This is a genomic window from Cyanobacteria bacterium FACHB-DQ100 (assembly GCA_014695195.1).
Lineage (GTDB): Bacteria > Cyanobacteriota > Cyanobacteriia > Leptolyngbyales > Leptolyngbyaceae > Leptolyngbya.
This window is the reverse complement of record JACJNW010000039.1, coordinates 23,053-41,966: the sequence shown is the minus strand read 5'-3', so window position 1 is coordinate 41,966 and position 18,914 is coordinate 23,053. Positions and strand designations below refer to the sequence as shown.

16 protein-coding genes are annotated in these 18,914 nt (G+C 49.3%); 11 read left to right on the top strand and 5 right to left on the bottom strand.

Translation table 11 applies throughout. The features are described from left to right. Nucleotides 1–88 precede the first annotated feature (88 nt). Together gyrA and H6F51_22210 are read left to right on the top strand one after the other, a co-directional pair. Entirely contained in the window at nucleotides 89–2,686 is a 2,598-nt protein-coding gene (gene gyrA / locus H6F51_22215; GenBank protein MBD1825186.1) for a DNA gyrase subunit A, read from the top strand. A gap of 213 nt (nucleotides 2,687–2,899) precedes the next feature. After that, nucleotides 2,900–4,732 carry a tetratricopeptide repeat protein gene (locus tag H6F51_22210; protein ID MBD1825185.1) on the top strand — a complete coding sequence of 611 codons (1,833 nt, stop codon included), beginning with the start codon at nucleotides 2,900–2,902 and terminating at the stop codon, nucleotides 4,730–4,732. Nucleotides 4,733–4,845: 113 nt separating this feature from the next. On the opposite strand, the gene H6F51_22205 is transcribed toward H6F51_22210, so the two are convergent. Further along, nucleotides 4,846–5,346, bottom strand: a complete 501-nt coding sequence (locus H6F51_22205) for a nucleoside deaminase (GenBank protein MBD1825184.1) — start codon at nucleotides 5,344–5,346, stop codon at nucleotides 4,846–4,848. Between the two features lie 106 nt (nucleotides 5,347–5,452). Between H6F51_22205 and H6F51_22200 the strand changes: the two genes are divergently transcribed. From H6F51_22200 to H6F51_22180, 5 genes are all read left to right on the top strand, one after another. Continuing rightward, nucleotides 5,453–7,027, top strand: a complete 1,575-nt coding sequence (locus H6F51_22200) for a pentapeptide repeat-containing protein (protein MBD1825183.1) — start codon at nucleotides 5,453–5,455, stop codon at nucleotides 7,025–7,027. A gap of 38 nt (nucleotides 7,028–7,065) precedes the next feature. After that, the gene (locus H6F51_22195) at nucleotides 7,066–7,404 is read left to right on the top strand and encodes a hypothetical protein (protein ID MBD1825182.1); all 339 of its coding nucleotides are present in this window, start codon (nucleotides 7,066–7,068) and stop codon (nucleotides 7,402–7,404) included. Nucleotides 7,405–7,474: 70 nt separating this feature from the next. Next, nucleotides 7,475–7,825 (top strand): YtxH domain-containing protein, encoded by a 351-nt coding sequence (locus tag H6F51_22190; protein ID MBD1825181.1) that lies wholly within the window; start codon nucleotides 7,475–7,477, stop codon nucleotides 7,823–7,825. Nucleotides 7,826–7,836: 11 nt separating this feature from the next. After that, the gene (locus H6F51_22185; protein ID MBD1825180.1) at nucleotides 7,837–8,418 is read left to right on the top strand and encodes a DUF948 domain-containing protein; all 582 of its coding nucleotides are present in this window, start codon (nucleotides 7,837–7,839) and stop codon (nucleotides 8,416–8,418) included. A 134-nt stretch (nucleotides 8,419–8,552) separates the two neighbouring features. Then, nucleotides 8,553–9,356 (top strand): TPM domain-containing protein, encoded by an 804-nt coding sequence (locus H6F51_22180; GenBank protein MBD1825179.1) that lies wholly within the window; start codon nucleotides 8,553–8,555, stop codon nucleotides 9,354–9,356. A gap of 110 nt (nucleotides 9,357–9,466) precedes the next feature. Here H6F51_22180 and H6F51_22175 read toward each other — a convergent pair whose 3' ends face one another. From H6F51_22175 to H6F51_22160, 4 genes are all read right to left on the bottom strand, one after another. Next, a complete protein-coding gene (locus H6F51_22175; protein ID MBD1825178.1) occupies nucleotides 9,467–11,011 on the bottom strand; it encodes a TAXI family TRAP transporter solute-binding subunit in 1,545 nt (514 codons plus the stop codon). Nucleotides 11,012–11,081: 70 nt separating this feature from the next. Further along, a complete protein-coding gene (locus tag H6F51_22170; protein ID MBD1825177.1) occupies nucleotides 11,082–11,381 on the bottom strand; it encodes a hypothetical protein in 300 nt (99 codons plus the stop codon). A gap of 523 nt (nucleotides 11,382–11,904) precedes the next feature. Continuing rightward, nucleotides 11,905–12,369: a tryptophan-rich sensory protein gene (locus H6F51_22165; protein MBD1825176.1), complete on the bottom strand. Its 465-nt coding sequence runs from the start codon at nucleotides 12,367–12,369 to the stop codon at nucleotides 11,905–11,907. An 84-nt stretch (nucleotides 12,370–12,453) separates the two neighbouring features. After that, complete coding sequence (locus H6F51_22160) at nucleotides 12,454–14,382, bottom strand: amino acid transporter (GenBank protein MBD1825175.1); 1,929 nt, start codon at nucleotides 14,380–14,382, stop codon at nucleotides 12,454–12,456. A 335-nt stretch (nucleotides 14,383–14,717) separates the two neighbouring features. On the opposite strand from H6F51_22160, the gene H6F51_22155 reads away from it, so the two are divergent. The 4 genes from H6F51_22155 (at nucleotide 14,718) to H6F51_22140 (ending at nucleotide 18,843) form a co-directional block, all read left to right on the top strand. Next, complete coding sequence (locus H6F51_22155) at nucleotides 14,718–15,965, top strand: dicarboxylate/amino acid:cation symporter (protein ID MBD1825174.1); 1,248 nt, start codon at nucleotides 14,718–14,720, stop codon at nucleotides 15,963–15,965. 184 nt (nucleotides 15,966–16,149) lie between these two features. Continuing rightward, nucleotides 16,150–17,151 (top strand): glycosyltransferase family 9 protein, encoded by a 1,002-nt coding sequence (locus H6F51_22150; GenBank protein ID MBD1825173.1) that lies wholly within the window; start codon nucleotides 16,150–16,152, stop codon nucleotides 17,149–17,151. Next, entirely contained in the window at nucleotides 17,141–17,572 is a 432-nt protein-coding gene (locus H6F51_22145) for a hypothetical protein (protein ID MBD1825172.1), read from the top strand. Before H6F51_22150 ends, H6F51_22145 begins: the two co-directional genes overlap by 11 nt. A gap of 287 nt (nucleotides 17,573–17,859) precedes the next feature. Further along, complete coding sequence (locus H6F51_22140; protein ID MBD1825171.1) at nucleotides 17,860–18,843, top strand: helix-turn-helix domain-containing protein; 984 nt, start codon at nucleotides 17,860–17,862, stop codon at nucleotides 18,841–18,843. Nucleotides 18,844–18,914 lie beyond the last annotated feature (71 nt).

The window sequence follows — 18,914 nt, the reverse complement described above, 5'->3', positions numbered from 1 at the left end:
TGAGCCGAAGCAGCTATACTTTCTAGGCATCTTTTTCCGCTCATATTTTTTCGCTTTTCGATAGTACAAAAGTATCTCGGAGTCTTCTATGACCTTCTCCCAGGAACCGCCCCAAGATCGGATTATTCCAACCGATTTACGCAACGAAATGCAGCGGTCTTACCTGGAATACGCGATGAGCGTCATCGTAGGGCGGGCGCTGCCCGATGCGCGGGACGGGCTGAAACCTGTGCATCGTCGTATTCTTTATGCTATGCACGAATTAGGACTGACGCACGATCGACCCTTTAGAAAGTGTGCCCGTGTGGTCGGGGAAGTGCTGGGGAAATACCATCCGCACGGAGATACCGCCGTGTACGATGCCTTAGTGCGGATGGCGCAGGACTTTTCGATGCGATCGCCCTTGATTGATGGGCATGGAAACTTCGGATCGATCGACAACGATCCTCCCGCAGCGATGCGATACACCGAGTGTCGTTTAACTTCACTGACTGGCAACGCGCTGCTGCAAGACATCGAATCGGAGACCGTCGATTTTATCGATAACTTCGATGGTTCGGTACAAGAACCGACCGTTCTCCCCGCCCGCATTCCGCAGCTTCTGCTCAATGGTTCAGCCGGAATTGCAGTCGGGATGGCGACGAACATTCCACCGCATAACTTAGGGGAATTGATCGATGGCTTAGTCGCATTGATTCAAAATCCAGACCTGACTGATTTGGAATTGATGCAGTACATTCCAGGCCCTGACTTTCCCACAGGCGCGCAAATTTTAGGACGGACTGGAATTCGCGAAGCCTACACAACAGGACGCGGCTCAATCACGATGCGAGGTGTGGCAGCGATCGAGACGATCGAACAGCGCGGACGACCGGACAAAGAAGCGATCATTATTACCGCTCTGCCCTATCAAACCAACAAAGCTGCTTTAATCGAACGCATTGCAGAACTGGTGAACGATCGTAAGATCGAAGGCATTTCTGATGTGCGCGACGAGAGCGATCGTGACGGAATGCGAGTTGTCATCGAACTGCGGCGCGATGCTTACCCGCGCGTCGTGTTAAACAATCTCTACAAGCAGACTCCGATTCAGGCGAACTTTGGCGCGAATATGCTGGCGCTCGTGAACGGTGAACCTCAGCTTCTGACTCTGAGGCAGTTCTTGAGCGTGTTCCTAGAGTTCCGAGTCGAAGCAATCACCCGCCGCACCCAGTACCAACTCCGCAAAGCTCAAGAACGCGATCATCTCCTGCAAGGATTGTTAATTGCACTGGCGAATCTCGATCGCATTATTGCGCTGATTCGTCATGCGGCTGATACCGCAACGGCGAAACAACAACTGATTGAAACCTACTCGCTTTCAGAACAGCAAGCGGATGCAATTCTGCAAATGCAGCTTCGACGGTTAACAGCACTCGAAGCCGAAAAGATCGAGCAAGAACACCAAGATTTGCAAGCTCAAATTCAAGACTTGTTAGATATCTTGGCAAGACGCGATCGCATCTTAGACATCATCACTCAAGAGGTCACGCAGCTTAGAGCGAGTCATGCCACACCGCGTCGAACTATCATCGAACAGTCTGAAGACGACCTCGGTGATATCGATCTGATTGCAAATGAGAAATCGATCGTGCTTGTCACCGAACAAGGCTACATCAAGCGCATGCCGATCAGCACGTTTGAAGCCCAGAATCGCGCCACTCGCGGTAAGTCTGGAGCGCGAATGAAGGAAGACGATGCCGTTGAACACTTCATTAGCTGCTGCGACCACGACAGCGTATTGTTCTTTAGCGATCGTGGAGTCGTCTACGCGCTGAAAGCCTATCAAATTCCAGTCGGATCAAGAACCTCGCGAGGAACGCCGATCGTGCAGTTGCTCACTGTGCCGCACGGAGAAAAAATCACCTCGGTTATCTCTGTGAGTGAGTTCTCCGATGATGAGTACCTGGTGATGTTGACCAACAAAGGCTACATCAAGAAAACGGCACTCTCAGCCTTCAGCAACATTCGCACCAACGGCTTGATTGCGATCTCGCTCGAAGAAGGCGACCAACTGCGATGGGTGAGACTATCGCGAGTAGATGACAGCATCATTATTGGATCAAGTCAGGGTCGATCAATTCACTTCCGCGTCAACCATGAGCAATTGCGCCCACTCGGTCGTGCAACTCGTGGGGTAAGAGCGATGTCTCTCCGAGAAGGCGATAGCTTAGTCGGTATGGCAATCCTGCCAGGTCAAATTGTGGCAGATGTTGCCCAAGCGCAAGCCGAAGATCCTGCCGGCGTTGAAGATGAAGCAAGCTTGGACGAGAACACAGAACTGCCGCCGCAGTCCGGCCCGTGGGCGCTTGTCGTCACGACCGGAGGCTATGGTAAGCGAGTTCCGGTCAAACAATTCCGTCTGCAAAACCGAGCAGGAATGGGAATTGTGGTGACGAAGTTCCGCAAACCGGGTGATACTTTGTCTGCGCTGCACATTGTCAACGAAGGCGATGAAATGATGCTAATTACCAATCGCGGCATTATTATTCGGCAGTCGGTGGATGCAATTTCATCGCAGTCACGCGCCGCCACTGGAGTCAGAGTGCAGCGATTAGACGAAGAAGATGCGATCGCAGCCGTTGCGCTTGTTCCTCCCACTGCAGAGGAAACTGAAGTGGGTGATCTCGAAGACGACGCAGAATAATCAAAAGGCGGGAGCAATCCCGCTTTTTTGGTTTTTTGCAGATTGAGATCGACTCTCAGAGCCGGCTTCTCTCCCTGGGGGATCATAGCCCTGAACTTTGTTTGAAAAAATTGAGCAGGAACCGAAGTTAAAAACTTTGCCTGACCCCTACCCTAATCCCTGAAAGTAGGGTAAGAAGACGTAAGTTCGATGCACCAGGAGTGAGAACAATTCGTGAGTGTTTTACAGCGATTTCAGTCTAATTCGTCCAATCATCCATTGGGGGGTCGCTATCAAGTTATTCAGGAATTGAGCGCGGGTGGATTCGGTCAAACTTTTCTTGCTGCGGATTTGCACCTTCCCGGTCAGCCTCGCTGCGTCGTGAAACAACTGAAACCCCAGTCTACTCATCCCCAAAGCTTGCAGGTCGCTGCCCGCCTGTTTGATACGGAGGCGCAAGTGCTTTATCGCTTGGGACATCACGATCAAATTCCGCGCCTGCTGGCTCACTTTCAGGAGAATTCAGAATTCTACCTGGTTCAGGAGTGGATCGACGGACACCCCGTGGGTGAAGAACTGATTGCTGGGCAACCCTGGTCAGAAGCGCAAGTCCTCTGGATGCTTCGCAGCTTGCTTGACGGACTGAGCTTTGTGCATCAGCAGAACGTGATTCATCGCGACATCAAGCCCTCAAATCTGATGCGTCGTCGCTCAGATGGCAAAATTGTGCTGATCGATTTCGGAGCCGTGAAGCAAGTCAGTACCGGATTCAGTCACACTGTGCCAACTCATACGATCCCGATCGGCACTCCAGGCTATATGGCGATCGAACAAATGGCAGGAATGCCCCGCTTTAGTAGCGATATTTATGCGGTTGGTGTGATTGCGATCGAAGCTCTCACCGGACTTCCGCCTTCCCATCTCACTCAAAATCCGAATACCGGAGAGCTTCAGTGGCGCGATCATCTACCCGATCTTAGCCCCGCGATCGCTGCTGTGCTAGAGAAGATGATCTGTGCTGACTTTCGCGATCGCTATGCCACTGCTGTACAAGCTTTGACCGCCATTCAAGCGATTTCCGCAGATCTCGGCGCTGCACCTATCCCCCTGCCTTCACATCCACCGATCGCGTCAAACTCTACCGGAACCGCTTCGGTTCCGGTACCCACAGCAGCCTTAGCCGTGAATCCTCCACGCAATTTAGACAATGCAGCGATGCAGGCGCGAAAAATCTTTCCGTTTCTCGCGTCGTTCCGTCCCACCGTCTTAGCGGCGACATCCCTAATGCGAGTCAGCACACTTAAGCAAAGCGTAACGGTCAGATGGCGCGAACCGCTCGCTAAGATTTCTCGCCGTCGGATGCTGCCTCCTGCGATCGGACTCACGATACTAGGCGCTACTTTTTTCGGTTGGAATGCCACTCGTCCCCCTCAAAGAAATCTGAGCATTTCCACGCCTGCTCCTTCCCCGAATCCGGCGACTCAAGCTGCAAAACTCCTCGACGAAGCAAAACAGCAGCGGACAGCAAAGCAGTATCAGCAAGCCGTGAACACCTACGATCGGATGATCACGATCGATGCCAAATCTGCTGAAGCGCATTGGGGACGGTGCTACAGCTTGAATTATTTACAGCGTAGTAAAGATGCGATCACGGCGTGTGAGGCTGCATTAGCGCTGCGCCCGAATTATCCAGAAGCTTTATGGAGTAAAGGGTACGCTCTGGAGCAACAGCAACAGTACGAGCAAGCCTTGCCGCTTTATCAACGCGCTATCACCCTGAAGCCTGATTTTGCTGAGGCGTGGAGCAATCAGGGAACGCTACTGTTCCGGTTTGGTCGTTTCCCTGAAGCGATCGCCGCCCTGGATAAAGCAACCACCCTCAAACCAGATTTAGCAGAGGCTTGGAACAATCGGGGTGCTGTATTGTGGCGCTTGGGGCGGATTGATGAATCGATCGCATCGATCGACAAAGCCATTCAGCTTCGACCCGATTACCAAGACGCGCTCAGTCTGCGGCAGCAGATTGAGCAAAAACTGAACCGAGGCGACAATCAAAAGCGAAACTAGCCAAATTGGCAAACTCCCACTGCTAGCAGTGGAACTCTCCCACGCTCTGCGTCAGACCAGCTAAAAGCAAGCCGATTGGGATCAGTCTCGAACCGCAGTCTGTCGGATTCGCATTAATCTTTACGCTCACGCCGCTGTCGAAACCATTGCTGCAATTGATCCCGGCAAGGCATTTCTAAAATCCCACCGAATACTGTTAATCGATGATTCGATGCCGCGCTATCCGGCAAATTCAACACTGTCCGAATCGCGCCAGCTTTCGGATCATCAGCTCCATAAACAAGCATTCCTAATCGCGCCAAGACGATCGCACCCGCACACATCGGGCAGGGTTCCAGCGTTACGTACAGCGTACAGTCATTTAAATGCCAGGACTGTAAAGCTTGCCCCGCTTGTCGCAGCGCCAACACTTCTGCATGAGCCGTCGGATCGCGATCGCGTTCTCGGCGGTTCTCAGCCTCCGCAATAATCGTGCTAGATCGAACCACGATCGCACCAACCGGAACTTCTCCCGCATCTCCGGCTTGCTGTGCCAATTCGAGCGCTCGCCGCATCCAATCGCAGTGCGTGGAATAGCCAGCGCTATTGATCCCACTTGGGTACCCAGAAACCATGAACTTTATTGAGGCTTTTAGGGAATACTCTACCTGATTGCCTTGGAGATTCTTGCAGCTCTGGGCAGTTCAGGGTCAAACATTCTGTAGCGCGATCGATGTCCTCATGAGCTATTGCTTAAATCCAGTCTGTTCTAATCCCGAAAATCTGGCGAACGTTGAGCGGTGTCAAGCTTGTGGTGTTTCTCTGCTGTTGCGTGATCGGTATCGGGTGTTTCACGCGCTGGGTCAAGGTGGCTTTGGTGCAACATTTCTAGCTAGGGATGAATCGCTTCCCGGTCAGCCTCATTGCGTGATTAAACAACTCCGTCCCACCGCAACGGCTCCTCATGTCATGCAAATGGCGCGAGATTTGTTTGAACGAGAAGCCCAGACGCTGGGACGAATTGGCAATCATCCACAAGTGCCACGTTTGCTGGATTATTTTGAGGCAAATCAAGAATTTTATCTAGTTCAAGAGTATATTAGCGGATCGACGCTGCAACAGGAAATCAAACGATCGGGCGCGTTCAGTGAAGCTGGAGTCAAACAGTTTCTCAGTGAAATTCTACCGATCATGCAGTACGTGCATAGCCATCAAGTGATTCACCGGGACATCAAGCCTGCAAATCTGATCCGCCGATCGCAAGACTGCAAGCTTGTGCTAATTGACTTTGGAGCCGTGAAAAATCAGGTTAACTCGATTTCTACAAGCTTATCGGATCAAACTGCTTTAACCGCTTACGCCATTGGGACACCAGGGTTTGCCCCACCAGAGCAAATGGCGATGCGTCCAGTGTATGCCAGTGACTTGTATGCACTCGGAGTCACCTGTATTTATCTCTTGTCTGGGAAATCTCCTAAAGATTTAGATTACGATCCCACAACAGGCGAACTCCTCTGGCAAAGGCAAGTTCACGTCAGCGAACACTTTGCAGGTGTCTTGAAGAAAATGCTGGAAGTGTCCGTGCGGCATCGGTTTCAGTCGGCTAATGAGATTCTCCGGGCGCTGGACTTAGAACCGTATCTTGATAGTTTGGCAAACAGCATGAATAGCGTCACCGCCCGATCGACCCTGCCGAAACGCGAACCCGATTCCCAGCCAAGCTCTCCCGCCGCTCGCGCAGCAATGGCAATTCGTGCTAGGAATACGCGATCGGACTCAACTCACACCCAAACCGGAGCCGCCCGAAACCGGATGATGGCAGCCCGTCCTCGTGATTCGGGCGGACGCACTAGCGGCATGACCGAAGGCAGAATCAATCAGGCCACAAAACTGGATGCTATCACTCTCGCTAATTTGTATACCAAAGGAAAACGCGATTTTGCTTCTGTAGAGCTGTGCGCTGTCGTCGCTCCAAAAATTAATCTAGCCGGTGCAGTCTTTCACCAATCGAATCTCAAGCAAATTAACTTACAAGGCGCAAACTTATTTAACGCAGATTTTGGGCGAGCCAACTTAAGCCGCGCAAATTTACGTGATACCAATATGGCGCAGTCTTATCTGAGCAATGCGGATTTACAAGGGGCAGATTTGCGGGGAGCCGATCTCACCCAAGCCTATTTGCTCAATGCCAATCTCCGGGGAGCGAACCTTTGTGGCGCGAATCTCACAGGCGCGAAAATCACTGAAGAACAGTTAACCACCGCAAAAATGAACTGGCTAACCGTCAGACCCAACGGAAAACGCGGAATTTTGTAAAGACATGGCTATTATTAAGATAAATTCTCGATCGCACCATGTTAATCGCCGTTATTGCTCTGAATCTTTCACTGGCACTTTACGGGTTCTACCTGACCTGGCAAATGCGGAACCTGCGCCGGACATTTTCTCAAGCCGCAGATGCCCTGATTCTTGCAGAACAGAATACACACAATCTACTCAGCGGCGCACCTGAAGGAATTGAGCGACGAGAACTCACTGTTCGCCAGCTTCGTCAGAACTATCGACAACTCCAGCCAAAACTCCAGCAAGCTCAGAAAGCGATGGCACTTCTTGGTATGGGACGATCGATGTTCTTGAGTCCCAAACTCCCCCAACGCTTAAGAAAATCTGCTACAAAACGAATGAACCGCTAGATCGCTCTCTTCGTCTGGCAAAATGGGGGTACGGTGTTGATCGAAATACTAGCAAGGGGAAAAGCCGAGCATTATGTCTAATCGGTCTGGATCATTTTTAGGCGGCATGATTGTCGGAGCGGCGATGGGAACGATCGCAGGCTTACTGATGGCACCGCGCACTGGGCGAGAAACCCGACAACTGATCAAAAAATCAGCCGATGCCCTACCTGAACTTGCGGAAGATCTTTCCACCAGTGTCCAACTTCAGGCAGATCGATTTTCTGAGACAGCTTTGCGAAACTGGGATGGTACCCTGACTCGATTGAAAGAAGCGATCTCGGCGGGTCTCGAAGCGACTCAGCGTGAGCATCAACTCCTCGATCGTGAAACTGAATCAGGGAATGAACCAAATCCTCCGGTACGCGATCGTTTGCGATAGGCGAGTGAAATGTGGCTGATCCTATTTTTTGGTTAGGTTTATCAATTTTATTGGTGGCGATCAGTTTGACCGCACTGCTTACGGTTGCAATCCCAGCGTTTAATGAGATGGGACGCGCCGCCCGCAGTGCGGAAAAGCTATTTGATACGCTGAATCGCGAACTGCCGCCAACGCTGGAGGCGCTGCGAATTACGGGTCTGGAAGTCACCGATCTCACCGATGACGTGACGCAGGGTGTTCAGAGTGCAACCCAAGTGGTGAAACAGGTCGATCAGAGCATTACCGGAGTAAAACAGCAGGTTCAAAAAGCGCAAACGACAAGTCGAAGCGTGTTTGTGGGTGTGAAAGCGGCATGGCGCACCTTGACCCAGCCGAATAAATCGCGGCGATCGTCCCGGTTGGCATCGGGTTCAGACCCACGATCGTTTTTTCGTCCTACTGCTTATCGCGACCCTTTTGACGACAATCATTACGAAGATTCTTTAAGCGCAGACCCGCACCATGATCGCCACAGTGAGAATTTACCGAATGAGCAATCGGACGTGCAGCCCACTGAACCTCCAAGACAACCGGTGCAGCGTAAGCCAGAGTAGTCCAATTTCTCAGGGATCGCGATCCTATATTAGAATTAGTTAAACAAATGTAAACAAAAATGAACGTTAATCCCTGAACGTCTCATTTTACGATCGCTTCTATGTTCTTTAGTCATACAACTGTGAAACCGCCCATGCACACTCTTCGAGTCCGCCGTCTGTTACAAGGACTGATGGCGCTGATGGTTGTTCTCTCCGTATGGACGATCGCACCTGCGGCTCAGGCTTATAACAATCCTGACCTGCTGCCCGATCATCCGACGAATGTGATTGATCTCGCGAATGAATTGACGACGATCCAGGAAGAGACGCTCTCCGAAGATTTAACCAATTTTGAGGCAAAGACGGGCTGGAAACTGCGCGTTCTCACTCAGAGCGATCGCACTCCCGGAACTGCGGTAAAACAATTTTGGGGTTTGGACGATAAAAGCGTTTTGCTTGTGGCTGATCCCCGTGGTGGGAATTTATTAAATTTCAGCGTTGGTGATGACCTGTATCCGCTACTGTCTCGGACATTCTGGATCGAGCTGCAAACCCGATTTGGCAACCAGTTTTTTGTGAGAGATAACGGCGGGGATCAGGCAATTTTGCAGGCGTTAGAGTCGGTGAAAGGATGCTTGTTGCAGGGTGGCTGTAGCGTGGTTCCGGGATTACCGCGTGAGCAGTGGTTATTGACGTTAATCACATCTACAGTCGGTGGATTGGTGTTTGGCTTTGCGGCACAGCCTCGTAAAGAAGGGCAGATTTTTGCTTGGCAGTGGGCGCTGATTTTCTCGCCGCTGTGGGGCATTTTGTTTTTGGCGTTCGGTGTTGGCCCAGTCGTGACTCGCACTTCGGAATGGCTCCCTCTGTTTCGCAATGTGGCAGGATTTGCGATCGGAGCGCTAGTTGCATTTCTAGCTCCATCTTTTGCGCGATCGTCCACCTCAGAAACCTAAACATTCAGAACACAAGCAATTCTCCATTAGAGGATCGTAGCGACATGACTGATCGCGTCGCTACGATTATGTAACGAACTGGCGATCTCCTACGATTCTTTAAGTTTGAATTAGACCGGGGTTGATGAACCCTCCGATCGCTCTTCCAAGCTTGGGCTAGCCATTTCAGGCAGAATAGCAGTTCCGCTCAAAGTCATCACAGACAGTAAAGTTAGCTCCATTAGCTCGATGTATGCCTGAACTTCAACTTGGTCAGTAATCAACATCTCGCGGTATTGCTGCTTGAGATAGCCTAATTTCTGTAGGGCGGCTTGTGGATCGGTTTGCAGCGAGGCTTGCCAGTCATCTAAGACCAGTAGTGTGTTCAGAACAAACTGTTTTCGCTGCTGCTCTAGGATAGTGCGGCATTGAACCGCGAAAGTTTGCGTTTTGTGCTGTACTTGCTCATAGACATCCGACGTAATCGAACCGTCGATGAACATCAAGCGGTGTTCCTGGCTCAGATCCTCAATGCCCTCTAGAGCTTGCTGAGGGTTGTGCGGAAGAAACTGCTTCAGTTCGTTGGTGCGAGTGATGGTAGCCAGGAGGAACTTTTTGCTGCGATCGCGTCTCCATCGCTGAATAATTAATCCAATCCCGCTCGTGCCAAATAGAATCACAAGTCCTGCCTGGAGGTCACTATTGGCTTCGAGATATCGCAGCCACGCATTGCGCGGATCAGCATTTTCAGCATAGACATTCTGAGCGCCGGGGTGGACGTAGAGCAAGTTTCTCTGCAACAGCGATCGCGCTTCCCCGGTTTGCAAATCGGGATAAAAGAGCGAAAACCGGCGGGAATTGTATAGAATCGCCCAGGTGAGTAAGCCAACCGTTTCGGTGCTGACATCGGGGCGAGTCACCAGAACAGTTGCAGTGGCGAGAGTAGAAATATCGCGGCTGGGAATCACAGGGCGCGGATTGTACACACCCTGCGGAATCGTTGTGGACTGATACGCACCCGGATCGCGATTGGTGAGGTAGTTGATGCGCTCAGGCTCGATCGACACCAGTTGCAGCGAGGAATTTGCAATTAACTCCTGTCGTAGTCGTTCGCTTGCACCCAGCGTTCCTACATAGAATCCAGCATCAAGCTGACGGATGCTGAGCTTACGAAAGGTTTCATCAAAGCTAGAGCTGTCTTTCTGAAGCTTGAGGTTGAAGGCTCGAATGAGATATTCCGAGGTGTAACGGATGCCGCTGCCTGAAGAGCCAACTCCGACCCGCTTGTTGTTCAAGTCGGAGAACGATCGAATTTTGGCATCTTTGGAGGCGATGATGTGAATCGGCTCATTTGCCAAAATTGCCACGGCTTGAACTTTCCCTTGGCTCATGGCATCGCTGACGACATCAAGCTGCACTAAGGCGAAGTCTACCTGACGATCGAGTAAACGCCTCAGGTTCTCGATCGAGCCTTGAGATTCGCGGTTTTCGACCTTGAGCTGTACGGTGTGATGAGTTACGGAGCGAATTTGCTCTGCCAATCGACTGTAATAGCCCTGGCTGGTTCCACTCGAAAGCGCAACTTGTTTAGACGATCGAGCGCAACCGGAGGTCAGCAATGTGACTCCAACGGCACAACCCATCATTAGCTTCGATAAGAACTGCAGTTTTAGCATTGTTTCGATCGAGAAAGGAACGCTCAGACCTGTCTTTTAATCATGTCTGATTTCATCATCCCTGAAACCGTCACCGCGGATACAGTGATAATTTTTGTTTGGATGAATTCGGTTCAAGCTGTTTCGGTTTTCCTTTCCGTAAAGCAAGACTAACCAACGATAGGGTCTTTAAAAGACTGACATCCTGTCGAACCAAAACGCCATACGAGGGAGATTGTAAGTTAATCCAAATCACAAATCGAGTCGCAGGCAGAGTGACTACGATTGGGATTTTTGCTTCAGCGAGTACCCATGCCATTTGGTACGCCTGAAGACGGTATCTCAGATCAAATTGGTAAGCTGCGCCATAGAGAGTATTGGCATACCGCATTCCTTCTCGAATTTGATCTTGGAAAAAGAAGGAAAATTTGTCGATCGTAGATTCCCGCAGAATAGGAGGGTACTGGTTGGGTGCAGTGTCCTTGATCTCAAAGCCAAGAGTCTGAAAAATGCGGCGCTTGATCTCTACTTGATCTCTATGAGTGCGGTTGCATTGGCTGGGTTTTGTTCAAGCTGCTGGTAAAGCTTTGTTAGCAGCTCAAGCTCTTGAATTCTCAAGCTGCGGTTCCCAGGAGCGAGTGGCAAATTTTGCACAATGCGATCGAGATTGTCGTCACTCAGATTGAAGCAATTTGAAGTGGAAACAAGCGATCGAGGTATTCAAGATTTTGCCTTAGAAGTTTACGAATGTGATAGTGAGCGATCGGAGAAAGAGACATAACCGTAGACGAGAATGGACTTGCGAATGAGCAACTTCTATTTCAGAGTGCCCCATATAAGTCGCTTAAGAGCGTCAGCGTTTTAACGGAAGTCTCCAACGAAGGTACATTTGTGGGAAGGGCGAAATAAATTTGTTAGATCGCTTCGGGATTGAAATCGATTAGCTCACGGGTCGCATAGGTTCCGATCGGACTCCAGAGCAAATAAGGCACAAGAAACAGGGCGGCAAGCGGAGAAATCGGCAATACCGAGAGAGCTAAGACAAAACCCAAAACCCCACCAAAGCCTCCGATTACCGTTCCGATCGCTAAGCTGCGAAGTCTTAACGTCAGCGGAATATAAGCAACAGTCACGACCTCCACAAGCAGATAGAAGCCCATAATCAACCAGGTTTTGAGGCTGCCTGGATCGGCTCTCCACACAAGCAGCGCCGAGATTGCACCACAGGTAAAAATCACAGTCCAAATCACTGGAATTACAGGTTCAACGATCGCTAACCAGCGTGGAAGATTCAGCCGTTTCACCCAGCGAATGTCCTCTTTGGGGTGAAACAGAAAGCTTCCAAACGATACCAATATCGTTACGATCGCAATGATCATCCAGGGTTTCAATGAACTGCTCCTAACTCTGCATTTTGAACATAGCGAGATTGCTACAAGCGCAACCTGTATCCCCAGGCAGAACTATCCGCCGACGTGGATGCGGGGACGGCGTTGCGGAATTCTTTCAGCTTTTCGCAAGACTTCGCGAGTTAAAACTGCGATATCTCCTTCACCCAGTAGAATAAACCGCATCAAATATTGAATCGGATTGCCTTCGACCCAGCCAAAGTAAACATGAGGAAGCCGACCCGTTTCATCTCGAATGGCTAAGGCAATGGCTGCGATCGCATTCGGTACAGCAGCACTTCTGGCTCTCAAGATGCGATAGTTTCCAACCTGCACTCCTTGGACTTGAATGGTATGAGCAAATTGCGACGCATCTGAAATCTGGATTTCTAGAAACAGAATGGTTTCATCTGGTGGAATGTGAGTATCTTCGCGTACCTCTTGTTCTTTGAGAAAATACTCTCGTTCATCCCCTATACTGATCCGATTTGCAATCAATCGCACCGCATGATGATTTTCTTGAGCGAGAAATTGACGCGCAACTTCATCAAACTCAAGGTGCTCAGCCCGAAGCTCAGTTGATCGCCAAACTCGCGAAATCATCGACGTGACAATGATCGCTCCGATAAACAGCGAGGCAATCCGAATTCCTTCAGGTCGCTCGATAATATTGACGATCGTAGTGTAGATAAACACTAGAGTAATGATGCCGAACGTGAGCGTTCTGGAAAGTTTGCCTCGATTGCGCGTTGAGAGTGTGACCGCGATCGCGGCTGAACTCATTAGCACTAACACACCTGTAGCATAAGCTCCCCCCTGTGCCTCAACATTCGCCTTGAAAATGATGGTTACGACAAAGGCAACAAAGGTGTAAATCAGCACTAAAGGACGAATCATCAATGTCCAACTGGGAGCCATTCCGTAGCGGGGTAGATAGCGCGGCACAATGTTTAACAATCCTGCCATTGCAGAAGCACCCGCAAACCAGAGAATTGCGATCGTGCTTAAGTCGTAAACAGTTCCAAAGGCATTTCCTAGATATAGGTGTGCTAGATATGCCAGTGCGCGTCCGTTTGCTTTTCCGCCTGCTTGGAACTCTGCCGCTGGAATTAATAGTGTTGTAACAAGACTACTGGTCATGAGGAAAAAGCTCATAATTATTGCAGCAGTTCCCAACAACTTATGAGTATTGCGAATTCGCCCTTTGGGGGCTTGTTCGGTATCAGTTTGCCGTCCTCGTACTAGCGGCATCACAGCAACCCCGGTTTCAAATCCAGACAGTCCTAGTGCTAACTTAGGAAACAGTAGTGCGGCAACTCCTACAATTAGCAATGGATTAGATTGTTGTGCAAACAGTGCTTGTTGCCAGTTTGCCACAGCTGATAAGTTATTCAATATTTGATAAGCGCCTACACCAATGGTGATCAAATTCAGAAACAAATAGACACTGACTAAAAAGACAGCAATGCCGATCGCTTCTTGGAAACCTCTAAGAAAAACTGCTCCTAACAGGGCAACTAGTATCAGCGTAATCGCAACGCTTTGCCCATGCAGGAAGTGTGGAACAAACGGATTTTCAATGATGTGAGCCGTGGCATCCGCCGCAGAAAGGGTAATCGTAATAATAAAATCGGTGGCAACAAAGCCCAGCAAACATAATACAAACAATTTGCCTTGCCATCCGGGTAGAAGGTTTTCGAGCATTGCGATCGAACCTTCTCCATTCGGACTGATACTGGCAACGCGACGATAGATAGGAAGCGCTCCAAAAAGCGTTAATAGCACTAGAATCAGTGTTGCGATCGGAGATAGGGCTCCGGCGGCGAGTGCTGCAATTCCTGGCTGATAGCCTAGGGTCGAAAAGTAATCCACCCCAGTTAGACACATCACTTGCCACCAAAGTTTTCTCACATGATGCTTTTCTGCTTCGCTGCGATTAGTATCTAGCAACCATTCGGCGAACTGCTGTCGATATTGTTTTGGTGGAACAATTGGTCCGACCATGAACATTACTCCTAAAGATCTAGCAAGCCTAGTTCAGTTATGCAGAAGCATGATCGCTGAACAGCAGCCTTAATTTGTCAAAAATTTGTCAAAATTAAAGGTTACATATTATTAGGGTGAAGGTACCTATCTAAGGTCGAGGACTGTAGCGTTAGAAGCTCTACGGGCTAGCCAGAGGAAAGTATAGAGGATTTTAGCTGTAGAGCGACAAATTCTTTGACCCCGTTGAAGAATTCGTTTGAAAAAATATAAAGACGGGAATAAGGGGAGCGATCAGAAGAACTGAAGCGATCGACAGTGCTACAGTGAGTCCTGACGGTTGAAGAGTCAAGACTATGAGCTTATCGACGCTGATTTTGGTGGCAATGGCGGTGGGAATCGGGTTTGGGGCGGTGCTGCATGATTTCTTTCCGACAGTGATCCTGCCGCTCGATCTCTATTTGCTCAGTCCAACTGGAACGGCATTTTTGCGGTTGATTCAGTTTGTGGTTGTGCCGATCGTTTTTTCATCGCTGATTCTAGGCTTGACTCGGATTCAGAATGCGGCACAGGTTGGGCGGTATGCGGTAAAGCTGATTGTGAGCTATTGCTTAACGAGTGGGATTGCTGTGGCATTGGGATTGATCATAGCGGTTGTTGTTAAGCCTGGAGTTGGAGTGTCGGTTTCAACTGATGTGCAAATTAGTGCGATCGCTCAACAACAATCACTAATCGACTGGTTAGTGAGCTTGATTCCAACGAACCCAATTGAAGCACTTAGCACAGGCAACCTACTACAAGTAATTTTCTCATCTGCGTTGATTGGGGTTGCAATTCAGCTTGTGGGTGAAAAGGCAGCAAGCTTTGTTAGCTTTGTTGAAAGTTGCTATGTCATTAGTGAAAAAATTCTGTCGATCGTGCTTTATGTTGCACCGATTGGTGTTTTTGCCTTAGTTAGCTCAGTTATTGCAACCGAAGGGCTACAGCTAATCGTGAAGTTATTTACCTATGTCTTTTCGCTCTTTGTTTCGACATTGATCATGATTACTTTCTATGTCTTGATTCTTGCGATACTGAAAGCCAAACCGATTAAACTGCTTCAAAGTCTTGTTCCAGCATTGTCGTTAGCATTTGGCACTGCAAGTTCTAATGCTGCACTGCCTGTCGTGCTGAAGAATGTTCAGGAAGATTATGGGCTGCGTGAGGACATTGCTAGCTTTGCAGTCCCCTTAGGAACAGCATTAAAGCGAGATGGATCAGCGATTTTGCAAGGCTTTAATGCGGTGTTTATTGCTCAAATGTTTGATATTTCTTTGACTCCTTCATTGTTGCTTGCGATCGTACTCAGCACCTTCTTAGTTTCGTTCAGCACTCCGGGTGTTCCTGGTTCTGGAATCATCATGATGACGACTGTTCTGACTGCATCAGGATTACCCGTGGAAGGAGTGGCAATTGTGGCGGGAATCGATCGCTTAACTGATGGCTTCAAAACAGTGCTCAACATCATTGGCAATGTTTCAAATGCAGTCATTCTGAATGCTTGGGAAGATGCGGCGGCTCCTCAGCTTACTGATGTCACGGATGATGTCAGGAAGCTTACCTAATCGCACTTCAAGTTGGTAGATCAGTCTTTAAACGAAGTGGGCTTTTGACCCACTTTTTTATGATCTCTATCTTGGGTCAGACTGAGCTTCTACTGTCTTCTATCTATGTGGGGACGACATAATTTAGCTAGAACCTCTACTCTGCTTCAAGACGTAGCAGGTAGACGGATAGTAGGTAGACAGTGTGAGTGAGGCGATTTCAACAGCAGAAAGAATTGCGATCGTTCGGGCATTACCAGGATTGGGGGACTTCCTGTGTGCAGTGCCAGCTCTACGTGCTCTGAGAGTCGCTTATCCTCAAGCAAAGGTGACGCTGATTGGTTTGCCCGGTTCACAGGGATTAGCGGAGCGATTTGAGCAGTACATTGATGAGTTTGTAGTGCTGCCTGGTTATCCTGGTCTGCCAGAGCAGCCTGTTGATTTATCCGCTTTGCCAGCTTTTTTTGTAGAAATGCGATCGCGCAAGTTTGATCTCGCAATTCAGATGCATGGAAGCGGCGTTGTGACGAATCCGCTAACACTGGAACTCGGTGCAGGGCGAACGATCGGATTCTTCCAATCCAGTCAAGTTTGTCCCGATCCCGCTTCGTTTTTGTCGTTCGTCGAAACGGAGCATGAAATTTTGCGGTATTTGCGCTTGCTTGATTTTGTAGGAATCCCAGCGTCAAACGCGCAGATGGAATTTCCGATCGGAGAGAACGATCGACAGGAGGGACAAGCTTTATTGCAACTGTACGATCTACAGCGCTATATCTGTATTCATGCCGGGGCAAGTGTTTCTTCGCGCTGTTGGTCGAGCGATCGATTTGCAGCGATCGGAGAGCATCTCGCCCAGAAGGGATGGCAGGTAGTATTGACCGGAAGCGATGCGGAACGGGGATTAACTGAGGCGATCGCACAATTGATCAAGGCTCCGACGATCAATCTAGCAGGACGAACCAGCTTGGGGACGTTGGCGGCAGTGCTAGAAAACTGTCGATTGTTGGTGTGCAATGATACGGGAGTTTCACATCTTGCGGCGGCGCTCAAGGTTCCAAGCGTGGTGATCTTTAGTGGGTCTGATCCGCAGCGATGGTCGCCTTTGGATCGCCAGCGCCATCAATCGATTGTGCCTCCTGCTTCGGTTAGCACGGTCTTGGAGCAGGTTGAAGCTCTATTACAGCAGGAGGCACTCCATGTTGCCTGAGAAGGTATTGGTGATTCAGACTGGCAATCATGCAGATGGATTGCGATCGGGAATTAAGCAGGTGCGATTGCAGTTGCCAAATTCGCAGATTGTTGTGCTGTGTGCGGCTCGGCTGAGTCAAGTGGCACTCTCAATTGCTCAAGTGAATCAGGTCTTAGTACATTCTGCTATCTCTGAAACAAGCTTGTCTGATGTTCCAGAGCGATTACTGAATTTGATTGAACTGCTGAAGGTTGAGCAATTTGATGCGGCGATCGTCTTACCTGATGGGAATCGATCGCCGTATCCGGTTGCTTATGCTTGTTATCTTGCCGGAATTCCGGTGCGAGGCGGAGTGTCTTGTGAGTTTGGAGGCGGAGTGTTATCGGCGTGTAAAGCGAGTATTGAGGAGATGCTGAATACTCTTCGGGAGGCAGCGTGACACGAGAAGGAGCTGCGCTAATTCGGTTTAAGCGAGTTGCTCAAGTGATTGTTCAGCAGATCCAAGAGGTGCTGAATGCACGAGTGTTTGTAGTGGACGATCGAGCGATTGTGGTCGTAAGTACCGAGAATGAGGCAGTTGGACACTGTTTTGATGCACCATCGAATTTGAGACTGCCTTTACAGGTCGGATACCAACGAGGCGAATTGATTCTCAGCCATTTAGAGTCTGATGAGATTTCGCTGCGGCTAATGCAAGTTTTAGTAGAGTTAGTGATTGCTCAGGCAATGTCGATCTCAGATCAGCCTTTTCAGCCAGAACTGAAAAACAAGTTTATTCATGATCTGCTGCGTTCTGCGAGCCGGAACGAATCTGAAGTGCTACGAGAAGCGCAGATTTTGGGCTTAGATTTTACTCGTCCGCGGGCTGTGATTTTGATTGACGCGGCTGAATATTTGCTCTCTTGTCCGACTAAGCCGTTTGAAATGTTGGATGCTCAAACTCAACGCAGAATTCAGGTAATTATTGAAAGCATTGTTAAGTTCTTTCATCTCCCTAACGATACAATTTGTGCTTACATTGGCGGGAGTGAGATTGCAGTATTAAAAGCCAGTAGCACTCAAGATCTTAAGGCTTGGGCAGACCAGAAAGACCCCGCCGGAAATCCATCGTGGGCAAATTTAGCCGCCTTAAAACGAGCCAGTACCGCATTGCTGAATCAATTGCGATCGCAAACCGGAACCAATCTCAGCATCGGAATTGGGCGCTATCATCCAGGCATTCAAGGGTTGGCGCGATCGTATCAAGATGCACAAGCGGCATTGTCTTTAGGACATCACTTTTCTGGTGAAAACCAAGTTTATTGTTTGGACGATTTGGGTGTCGCTGCCTTCGTTGGCATTTCAGACGAAAGCACAAAAATTGATTTAGCAAAACATCTTCTCAGCCCGTTAGATCAAGAGCCAGAACTAATTGATACGCTGGAAGTTTTCTTTGCAGAAAATTGCTATCCGTCTTCTACAGCCGGGAAATTATCTATCCACAGGAATACTTTAAGTTATCGCCTTGATAAAATTACTTCATTAACGGGACTAAATCCCCGCCTATTTGATGATGCGATCCAGATTCGATTAGCGCTACTGTTGCGCTCTTTTGTTGATTCGCATTCGGAAAGTTTAGCGGTTCGCGATCGTAAGTTGGGCATTTGCACAATCTCTGAACATACAAACTCATTACATCTTGTGCAAATGCCCAATGTATTCTCTCGTTAAATTTTGCATGATATAAAACAATCATTCAGTATGTTTGTTTTGCGTTGATTGTTCTGCTCCAAGAACGCGCA

Bases quoted from the DNA above. Each gene is read 5' to 3' on its own strand.
- gyrA (MBD1825186.1), top strand. From the start codon at position 89: ATGACCTTCTCCCAGGAACCGCCCCAAGATCGGATTATTCCAACCGAT.
- H6F51_22205 (MBD1825184.1), bottom strand. From the start codon at position 5,346: ATGGTTTCTGGGTACCCAAGTGGGATCAATAGCGCTGGCTATTCCACG.
- H6F51_22200 (MBD1825183.1), top strand. From the start codon at position 5,453: ATGAGCTATTGCTTAAATCCAGTCTGTTCTAATCCCGAAAATCTGGCG.
- H6F51_22195 (MBD1825182.1), top strand. From the start codon at position 7,066: ATGTTAATCGCCGTTATTGCTCTGAATCTTTCACTGGCACTTTACGGG.
- H6F51_22180 (MBD1825179.1), top strand. From the start codon at position 8,553: ATGCACACTCTTCGAGTCCGCCGTCTGTTACAAGGACTGATGGCGCTG.
- H6F51_22175 (MBD1825178.1), bottom strand. From the start codon at position 11,011: ATGCTAAAACTGCAGTTCTTATCGAAGCTAATGATGGGTTGTGCCGTT.
- H6F51_22170 (MBD1825177.1), bottom strand. From the start codon at position 11,381: ATGCGGTATGCCAATACTCTCTATGGCGCAGCTTACCAATTTGATCTG.
- H6F51_22165 (MBD1825176.1), bottom strand. From the start codon at position 12,369: ATGATCATTGCGATCGTAACGATATTGGTATCGTTTGGAAGCTTTCTG.
- H6F51_22160 (MBD1825175.1), bottom strand. From the start codon at position 14,382: ATGGTCGGACCAATTGTTCCACCAAAACAATATCGACAGCAGTTCGCC.
- H6F51_22155 (MBD1825174.1), top strand. From the start codon at position 14,718: ATGAGCTTATCGACGCTGATTTTGGTGGCAATGGCGGTGGGAATCGGG.
- H6F51_22145 (MBD1825172.1), top strand. From the start codon at position 17,141: ATGTTGCCTGAGAAGGTATTGGTGATTCAGACTGGCAATCATGCAGAT.
- H6F51_22140 (MBD1825171.1), top strand. From the start codon at position 17,860: ATGTCGATCTCAGATCAGCCTTTTCAGCCAGAACTGAAAAACAAGTTT.